The 6,508-nt window shown below is 73.4% G+C and carries 7 protein-coding genes and 3 pseudogenes; 9 read left to right on the top strand and 1 reads right to left on the bottom strand.

Going from position 1 to position 6,508, the window contains the following annotated elements:
• The 7 genes and pseudogenes from ygfZ to AC2W7J_RS14260 form a co-directional block, all read left to right on the top strand.
• A pseudogene (ygfZ, locus tag AC2W7J_RS14290) lies at positions 1-439 on the top strand (CAF17-like 4Fe-4S cluster assembly/insertion protein YgfZ); the annotation flags it as partial.
• A gap of 84 nt (positions 440-523) precedes the next feature.
• The gene (locus AC2W7J_RS14285) at positions 524-1,231 is read left to right on the top strand and encodes a helix-turn-helix domain-containing protein (RefSeq protein ID WP_485983187.1); all 708 of its coding nucleotides are present in this window, start codon (positions 524-526) and stop codon (positions 1,229-1,231) included.
• Complete coding sequence (locus tag AC2W7J_RS14280) at positions 1,228-1,854, top strand: hypothetical protein (protein WP_485983185.1); 627 nt, start codon at positions 1,228-1,230, stop codon at positions 1,852-1,854. The genes AC2W7J_RS14285 and AC2W7J_RS14280 overlap by 4 nt, the downstream gene beginning before the upstream one ends.
• Before the next feature lie 258 nt (positions 1,855-2,112).
• Positions 2,113-2,705, top strand: a pseudogene (locus AC2W7J_RS14275) (asparaginase); the annotation flags it as partial.
• A gap of 237 nt (positions 2,706-2,942) precedes the next feature.
• Positions 2,943-3,371, top strand: coding sequence for a D-aminoacyl-tRNA deacylase (gene dtd / locus AC2W7J_RS14270; RefSeq protein WP_485983189.1), 429 nt, complete (start codon positions 2,943-2,945; stop codon positions 3,369-3,371).
• Positions 3,372-3,380: 9 nt separating this feature from the next.
• Positions 3,381-3,674: a DUF2516 family protein gene (locus AC2W7J_RS14265; protein ID WP_255185125.1), complete on the top strand. Its 294-nt coding sequence runs from the start codon at positions 3,381-3,383 to the stop codon at positions 3,672-3,674.
• A 48-nt stretch (positions 3,675-3,722) separates the two neighbouring features.
• Complete coding sequence (locus AC2W7J_RS14260) at positions 3,723-4,088, top strand: phosphomannose isomerase type II C-terminal cupin domain (protein ID WP_255185126.1); 366 nt, start codon at positions 3,723-3,725, stop codon at positions 4,086-4,088.
• Here AC2W7J_RS14260 and AC2W7J_RS14255 read toward each other — a convergent pair.
• Positions 4,076-4,897 carry a class I SAM-dependent methyltransferase gene (locus tag AC2W7J_RS14255; RefSeq protein WP_485983182.1) on the bottom strand — a complete coding sequence of 274 codons (822 nt, stop codon included), beginning with the start codon at positions 4,895-4,897 and terminating at the stop codon, positions 4,076-4,078. The two genes, AC2W7J_RS14260 and AC2W7J_RS14255, sit on opposite strands and share 13 nt — an antisense overlap.
• Positions 4,898-4,937: 40 nt before the next feature.
• Here AC2W7J_RS14255 and AC2W7J_RS14250 point away from each other — a divergent pair, with 40 nt between their 5' ends.
• Together AC2W7J_RS14250 and AC2W7J_RS14245 are read left to right on the top strand one after the other, a co-directional pair.
• Positions 4,938-5,711: a hypothetical protein gene (locus AC2W7J_RS14250; RefSeq protein ID WP_485983180.1), complete on the top strand. Its 774-nt coding sequence runs from the start codon at positions 4,938-4,940 to the stop codon at positions 5,709-5,711.
• Positions 5,712-5,737: 26 nt separating this feature from the next.
• Positions 5,738-6,508: pseudogene (locus AC2W7J_RS14245) on the top strand (glycosyltransferase); the annotation flags it as partial.

The raw sequence follows: 6,508 nt of genomic DNA, 5'->3' as shown, positions 1-6,508 counted from the left end.
TCCCTTCGGCCGTCGGCGACCGTGAGCTCGTCGCACGTGGGCCGCCGAGGCCCTGCGCATCGCCGCCTGGCGCCCGCGCCTCGGCGCCGAGACCGACCACCGGACGATCGCCCACGAGCTCGACTGGCTGCGCACCGCGGTCCACTTGCACAAGGGCTGCTACCGCGGGCAGGAGACGATCGCCCGGGTGCACAACCTCGGTCGCCCGCCGCGCCGACTGGCCTTCCTCCACCTCGACGGGTCCGGCCACACCCTGCCCGAGGTCGGGGCCGAGGTGCTCCTCGGCGACAAGGTCGTCGGCCGCATCACCTCCCGTGCTCGGCACCACGAGGACGGTCCCATCGCCCTCGCCGTGCTCAAGCGCAACACCGACGACGCCGCCGACCTGCTCGTCGCCCCCGACGTCGCGGCGGCGCAGACGGTGATCGTCCCGCGCTGACGGCGCTGCGCCCGGAGGTGACTCCGCTCACCAACCGCTGCCTACGGCTTGCACATGCTAACTACGGCAAGCACAATGGTGGCCATGTCGAAGAATCCGCTGGAGGGCCTGCCGAGCCACCTCGGCAACTCCTTGGGCGACTACCTGCGTGAGCAGCGCGTCCTGGCCAAGCTCTCCGTGCGGCAGCTGTCGGCGCTGGCCGGGATCTCCAACCCCTATCTCTCCCAGATTGAGCGGGGGGTCAAGCGGCCGAGCGCCGACATCCTCCAGCAGATCGCCAGGGGCCTGTCCATCTCGGCCGAGACCCTCTACGTCCAGGCGGGTCTGCTCGACCCCAAGGACGCGGCCGCGGAGGCCGGGGCCACGACCCGGGCCGCCATCCGCACCGACCCCGCGCTGACCGCACGTCAGCGTCAGACCCTGCTCGAGATCTACGAGTCCTTCGTCGGCGCGGAGCCCGCGACGTCGCAGGACACGGCCGAGCCGTCGCGCCCGACCCCTCGGGCACGGGCGACGCGCAAGGCGGCCAAGCAGGCGAAGGGGGCCGTACCGGCCTCCGGGGGCACGGCCACGAAGAAGGCCGCCACGAAGAAGGCCAGCACAGCGAAGGTCGCCAAGAGCACGGCCAGCACCACCACGGCCGGCACCAAGAAGAAGGCCGCCGGCACGGCGGCCAGCACGAAGGGCTCGACGTCGTCGTCGGGCTCGAAGACCGCGGCCCCGGCCGCCAAGCGCGCACCGCGCGGGTCGCAGTCCTCGTCTCGCTCGACTACCACCAGGAGAACCTCATGAGCGTCACCACCACCGTCAAGAAGGTCGTCACCGACCAGACCTACGCCACCATCGGCGCCACCGACCTGACCGTGGAGACCTTCCGCGGCTACACCTCGCAGATCGCCGCCCTGCGCGCCGAGCTCGAGCCGAAGAAGGTCCAGGCCCGCGTCAAGGCCGCCCCGGCCGACGCGCAGGCCTACTACGCCGACCTCACCAAGCGCGGCGAGGCCCTCGTGACCCGCATCAAGAAGCAGAAGGCCACCCAGGACCTCGTGGGCCAGGCCGAGGCGACCGTCGCCCTCGGCAAGGGTGTCGTCACCACGGTCAAGAAGGCCGTCGCCGACGTCGAGCGCTCCGCCAAGGCCACGCTGACCATCGGTCGCAAGGAGGCCGTCAAGGCTGCCGAGGCCGTCAAGGACTCCGTGGACGTCGACGTCAAGGTCGACACCGCCAAGGCGAAGAAGGCCGTCTCCACCTCCGCCAAGCGCACCACCACGGCGGCCAAGCGCACCAACACCACCGCCAAGAAGGCTGCGACCCGCACCCGCACCGCCACCAAGTCGACCGCGACCGCCGCCAAGAAGACGGCCGCCAAGACCACCCAGGCCGCCGAGAAGGCTGCCGAGAAGGTCGGCGACTGAAGGAATCCGGCTCCGGCTCCGTCCGCGGAGCAGCCGACGCTGTGGTGATCGACGGTGCCTGAGGTGCGAGGAACGAGCCTCGAAGGCTAGCCTCCGGCAGGTGACCGCACCGGCCCCCGACACCACAGCCCTCGACGACGCCCCCGTGCTGGTCCACGTGACCCGCGGGGGCTTCGTCGAGTCCGCCCACCGCGCGACGCTCGTCGCGACCGACGGCGACGGGGGGACCCCCTTCGTCACGGTCGGGTCGACGACCCCGTGCTGCCACGCTCCTCGCTCAAGCCGGTCCAGGCGCTCGCGATGGTCCGCCTCGGTCTCGACCTGCCGCCCCACCTGCTCGCGCTCGTCTGCTCGAGCCACTCCGGCGAGACCGTCCACCGCGAGGCGGTCGCCGAGATCCTCGCGACCGCCGACCTGGGGCTCGACGCGCTGCGCACGACCCCCTCGCTGCGCTCGGCGAGCTCGAGCACGCCCGCTGGCTCGCCGCCGGCGAGGCGCCGACGCCGGTCGCCATGGACTGCTCCGGCAAGCACGCCGGCATGCTCGTCACCTGCGTGCTCCAGGGCTGGCCCACCGAGACCTACCTCGACCCCGAGCACCCCCTGCAGGTCGCGATCCGCGAGACCGTCGCCGAGGTCGTCGGCCCGGTGACCCACACGACCGTCGACGGCTGCGGGGCACCGCTCTTCGCCGTGCCGCTGTCCGGTCTGGCGGCGGCCTTCGGCTCCCTCGCCGGGGCCGACGCCACGACGGACGAAGGGAGGGTCGCCGCGGCCATGCGCACCGCGCCGGAGATGGTCGGCGGCACCGGCCGCGACGTCACCGCCTTCATGCGGGCCGTGCCGGGGCTCATCGCCAAGGACGGGGCCGAGTCGGTGTACGCCGCCGGCCTCGACGACGGGCGCGGCATCGGCGATCAAGGTGGCCGACGGGGCCCCCGGTCGCCCGGGCCCCGGCAGGGCCTGCTCGCCCACGCCCTCATGGCTCTGGGGCGCCGACACCCCGGCCCTGCGCGAGCTCGCCGACCAGCCCGTCCTCGGCCACGGCCGACCGGTCGGCGCCGTCGAGGTGCTCGACCTGACGACCTCGTGAGGACCGTCCTGCAGCGGGTCGCCTCCGCCCGGGTGCTCGTCGACGACGAGGTCGTCGGCGAGATCGGCCCGGGCCTGCTCGCCCTCGTCGGCGTCACCCACGACGACGGCCCCGACGACGTCGCGACGACGGTGCGCAAGATCGCCGAGCTGCGGATCATGGCCGACGAGACCTCGGTGGCCGACAGCGGGGGAGGGGTGCTCGTCGTCAGCCAGTTCACCCTCCACGCCGACGTGCGCAAGGGCCGCCGACCGTCGTGGAATGCCGCCGCCCCCGGACCCGTCGCCGAGCCGCTCGTCGACGCGGTGGCCGAGGGCCTGCGCGAGCGCGGGGTCGAGGTCGCGACCGGTCGCTTCGGCGCCGACATGCAGATCGACCTGCGCGCCGACGGTCCGGTGACCATCGTCGTCGACGTGCCCGCCTAGGCTGGCGGTGTGCAGATCTTCTCGAGCATCCAGGCGACGATCGTCCTCGTCCTGAGCCTCCTCGCGCTCGGTGCCGAGGTCTTCGCGCTCGTCCACGCGGTGCGGCAGCGGCCCGATGCCTTCACTGCGACGGGCAAGCAGTCCAAGACCTTCTGGGTCGCCGCGCTGGCGATCGCGACGCTCATGGGTGTCGCCGCGGTCGGCGGTGTCGGGCTGCTGGCGATCATCGGCATCGTCGTCGCGGGCGTCTACCTCGCCGACGTGCGTCCGGCGATCGACGAGATCCTCGGTCGCCGTCGGTGAGTCGGGCACAATGACCACGGACCGCACCACGAGCCAGGGGGACCCGTCGTGACCGACCTGCCGGACCCGCGCCCGGACGTCTTCGTCTCGGAGCGCCCGTGGGGGCGCTTCGAGCAGCTGACGCTCAACGAACCGACGACGGTCAAGATCATCACCGTCGCCCCGGGGCACCGCCTCTCGCTGCAGACCCACGCGCTGCGGGCCGAGCTGTGGCAGGTGCTCGACGGGCCGATCGACGTCACGGTCGGTGACGAGACCTGGTCGGCGCAGCCCGGCGAGCGGATCTGGGTCGAGCGGGGGGCCGTGCACCGCATGGGCAACTCCACGCAGCAGCCGGGCCGGGTCCTCGAGATCGGCTACGGCGAGTTCGACGAGGACGACATCGTGCGCCTCGAGGACGACTACCAGCGCTGAGCCAGCGGGCCCCCGCGGGGCGCGACGAGCGACCACGGCACGGTGAGCTCCCCGAGGCGCCAGCGCGCCGCACCCCCGAGCACCGGCACCTGCCGGGCGATGTCACCCCAGGCGGCTACGGCCTGCTGCCGGGCCCCGTAGGGGGCGAAGGGGGAGGAGCGTCGCCACGCCTCGTCGACGAGCAGGAGCAGCTCGTGCACCGGCTCGCCGGGGACGTTGCGGTGGATCAGCGCCTTGGGCAGGCGCTCGGCGACGACCGACGGTGGTCGGTCCGGGCCGAGGTCGCGCAGCCGCCACGACAGGGTGAGGGTGCGCGGGCCCTCGGCGTCGAGGGTCACCCAGCTGCCGAGCCGACCGAGCTCGTCGCACGTGCCCTCGACGAGGATCCCCAGCGGGTCGAGCCGGTCGACCATCGTGCGCCACGGGCCCTCGACCTCGGTCTCGTCGTACTGCCGCAGCACGTTGAAGGCCCGCAGCACCCGCACCTGCGCGTCACCCGGCAGCGGCACCTCGAAGCCCCCGAGCGCGAAGTCCACCCCGGGCCCCGTCCAGGCCTGCGCCGTCGCCACCCGCTGCGGGTCGATCTCCAGGCCCGTGACGTGTGCGTCGGGCCGCACCGTGCGCACCCGCTGCGCCCACTCGGCGGTCGTGACCCCGCTCGCGCCGTGGCCGAGGTCGACGAGGTGCGGCGGGTCCCCCTTCGTCAGGACGTCGCGATGGGTCGCCAGCAGCCACCGGTCGCAGCGACGCAGGCGGTTGGGGTTGGTCGTCCCACGGGTGATGTTGCCGAGGGGGCGCTGGCTGGGCACCCCGGCAGCGTAGGCGCTGCGCGGAACTACGCTGGTGCACGTGTGGCGTACCGACCGACGGGTGAGCTGGAGCATGGTCTCCCTCGTGGCCTCCCTGTGCGGCGCGTTCCTGCTCGCCGCGGTCATCTGGGTGCCGCCAGCGCTCGGCCGGGACTCGGGCCTGCGGCCGGTCCAGCCGGGCCTGCTCGTCGTGGCCCCCGAGGCGGGCGGTGTCGTGACCCTCGGCGAGGGCCGCGCGGTCCAGCTCGACGACACCGGGCTGCGGGTGACCTCGCGCGGCAACACGCTGTTTCGCACGGTCCGCGGCGGCTCGCCGGTGTCGGCCCTCCTCGGCGACGTCGAGGGACGTGGTGACGGGCGCAGCGAGCAGATCACGCACACGCTGAGCAACCTTGAGGTCGACCGCCTGTCGATCCGCGAGGGCGAGGTCACCTGGTCGGGCCGGCTCACCGGCGACGACCGCAGCCTGCCGGTCACCCTCACCGTGCGTCTCGAGGGGGTGCTCATCACCCTCACCGCCACGGCGAAGGGGGCGGATGCCGTCGTCGTGCACTCGCACCAGGAGCTGGCGACCCGTGGTCGCCAGCCGGGGCTGCCGGAGCGCCTGCTGCGCAAGCGGGCGTGGTGGGTCGGCCCGGGGGCGGCGCCCGTCGCGGACGCCTACTCGACGCAGCTCGGCACGACGATCGGGATCGGTCCGCGAGGGACCGCCCGCGGCGTCGACCTGCGTCGGATGGGTCACACCGACCTGCACGTGTGGTCGCCGTCGGCGACAGTGGCCATGACCAGCTATCGGAGGACGGTGGAGGAGTGACGCAGCAACGCATCCGGCGGGTGGCGATGGTCTCGGTCCACACCTCGCCCCTGGCCCAGCCCGGCACGGGCGATGCCGGGGGGCTCAACGTCTACGTCGTCGAGTCGGCCCGCGAGCTGGCCGCGCGGGGCGTCGAGGTCGAGATCTTCACCCGCCGCACTGCCGCCGACCTGCCCGACGTCGTCGAGATGTTCCCTGGCGTGACCGTGCGGCACGTCGACGCCGGGCCCTACGAGGGCCTGGCCAAGGAGGACCTGCCGGGGCAGCTGTGCGCCTTCGCCGCGGGCATCATGCGCGAGATCGCGCGGGTGCCCCAGGGGCACTACGACGTCGCCCACTCGCACTACTGGCTCTCCGGCCAGGTCGGCTGGCTCGTCGCCGAGCGCTGGCAGGTGCCCCTCGTGCACACGATGCACACGATGGCGCGGGTGAAGAACCGCCAGCTCGCCGACGACGACGTGCCCGAGCCGCCCGGCCGGGAGATCGGCGAGGACCAGGTGGTCGACATCGCCGACCGGCTCGTCGCCAACACCGACCGCGAGGCGAGCGAGCTCGTCGACTACTACGGCGCCGACCCGGACAAGGTGGTCGTCGTTCCCCCCGGGGTCGACCTCGAGACCTTCGTCCCCGGCGACCGTGGTGAGGCCCGGGCCTCGCTCGGGCTCGCCGACGATGCCGTCGTCCTGCTCTTCGTCGGTCGGATCCAGCCGCTCAAGGCGCCCCGACGTGCTCGTGCGCGCCGCCGCGGAGCTGCTCGAGCGCCGACCCGAGCTGCGCGAGCGGCTCGTCGTCGTCGT

This window comes from Janibacter sp. CFPM2_SD2 (genome assembly GCF_057364645.1).
Note: the sequence above shows the minus strand (reverse complement) of the source record. Positions and strands in the feature narration are given on the sequence as shown.

Coding starts and splice junctions, on each gene's coding strand:
- AC2W7J_RS14285 (WP_485983187.1), top strand. CDS start 524: ATGTCGAAGAATCCGCTGGAGGGCCTGCCGAGCCACCTCGGCAACTCC.
- AC2W7J_RS14280 (WP_485983185.1), top strand. CDS start 1,228: ATGAGCGTCACCACCACCGTCAAGAAGGTCGTCACCGACCAGACCTAC.